Below are 1,879 nucleotides of genomic sequence, written 5' to 3'. Positions count from 1 at the left end.
TGACCAATCATCTCGAAAAAGTGGAGGGAATATTTACTACTTTATTGGAAACTCTGTATAAGGAACTTCCAGAATTAGGTGAAAATTTGGCAATTGATGGAAAAATTATTGAATCGCATGCGAATCACCCAACAAACCGTAAAACACCAGACAAGCGAAGTGAATCTGATGCGACTTGGACGGCTAAAAATTATTATGATAAAGAAAATAATGTGATTCAAACAACTTGGTATTTCGGATATCGAGTCCACCTCATTTGTGACACAGAGTATGAACTACCTATTGCTTACAAAGTGACACCTGCAAATGAAGGAGAAAGCACAATTGCTAAGCTTTTAGTAGATAATTTAACTACTCAACAAGCGGAACGAGCTGAATATTTAATGGCGGATCGTGGGTATGATGGGAAACCATTGATTGATAAAATTGAACGACGTTCAATTACTGCAATTATTGATAATCGTCATATGTGGAAAGATGGCGAACTCACTCGTCAATATAAAGAAACAGATTTAATCTATGATGAAGATGGCCGTGTATTTTTTATTGATGATTGTGGAAAGTCTATTCCTTTGATTTATGAAGGCTACGACAGCTCAACAGATAGCTTACAATATAAATTTCATCCGAAGTATAGTGATTGCCGAATTTTCCGAATTAAACGTTCTGAAGATGTTCGAATTTTCCCAAAAGTGGCTCGGACGAGTTATAAATTTAAACGGTTGTATAAAAAACGTACAGCAGTTGAACGCGTAAATAGTCGTTTAGATCGAGATTTTCTTTTTGAAGACCATACAATTCGAGGATTGGATAAAATGAATCTATATGTTTCGATTTCTTTCATCGTTAGTTTGGCTTTTGCGTCAGCTAAAGTAAAAGAGAATATCGTCGAACATTTAGCGAGTTGGGTTGCTTAATTAAATTTTTTGATGATTTAAAGACCAAGGGGTCTTTATGCCCAAAAATAGTATTATTAAAAAAGTTATTCCAAATTACGTTTAAAAAATGAGCAATAACTTAAAAAATCTTGATTATTTTTCGCTGTATGAGTAAGTTATTTCAAAATCAGTGGAAAAAGCGAGTTTCGAAAATCATTTATCCTCTCTCTGCCCTATAATTAGTAAGCGTTTTATGGTATACTAGTTTTTGTGTGAAACATAAATACGATAAATTTAGACGGAGGCTTTTAACATGAGCGTAATTACTGATAACTTTAAACACCTGGCACAGGAGAAAAAGATTCAATTTAAAACAAAGGACATCGAAGCACCTATTCGTAAAAAAGATGGCGAAGAAGTCAAGCAGCAGCAAATCGTTTTCCAGACTGCTTTGCGTGTGAACCAGAATAAAGCGGTGGCTTGTGGCGTAATCATCCATGATGCTGATGTACCTCGTGCAAACTACCAGATCACTTACAATAAAATCGGATACGTGACAGACCGTAACCGCCTGCCTGAAATTGTGACTGAACTGAACGAAATCAATGCGATGCGTTCTGGTTACTACCGTTTCGTTATCTCAGGAGATGGTGAGATCATCATGCGTCATCTGGGCATCACAGGTGAAGATGTAAAACCGATGATGGACGTCTTCGTATTTGGTGGACGCATCCTGAACGCTTTACTTCCAGAACTGGAAAAAATCGAAGGACTAGATTTAACTCAACGTAAAAACTAAGAAAAGCTTCACGTACCGGTCAGCCTCGACAAGAAAAAAGGAAATGTACCCCGAATTGCTGTGACTCTAGCATTTCAATGCGTAGAGACAGAGTATGCGGAAGAAGAGCATCCTGCGCAATGGGTACATTTATCTTTTTCTCGAGAGGCTGGTACGTCCTTACAAGTTGTAGTGCTTCAGCACGTACAACTATTGTTGTGAT

General features: G+C 37.3%; 2 protein-coding genes. Both read left to right on the top strand.

Annotated elements, in window-relative coordinates; genetic code table 11:
- Positions 1 to 917 (top strand): transposase (locus ACYQ2O_RS12085; RefSeq protein ID WP_459796688.1); only part of this gene is annotated, 917 nt, incomplete at its 5' end.
- Between the two features lie 274 nt (positions 918 to 1,191).
- Positions 1,192 to 1,677, top strand: a complete 486-nt coding sequence (locus ACYQ2O_RS12080; RefSeq protein WP_091480459.1) for a hypothetical protein — start codon at positions 1,192 to 1,194, stop codon at positions 1,675 to 1,677.
- Positions 1,678 to 1,879 lie beyond the last annotated feature (202 nt).

Source organism: Alkalibacterium sp. m-11 (assembly GCF_054658155.1).
This window is presented reverse-complemented; position numbering and strand designations above follow the sequence as displayed.

Excerpts from the sequence above, each read along its gene's own strand:
- ACYQ2O_RS12080 (WP_091480459.1), top strand. The coding sequence starts at position 1,192 with ATGAGCGTAATTACTGATAACTTTAAACACCTGGCACAGGAGAAAAAG.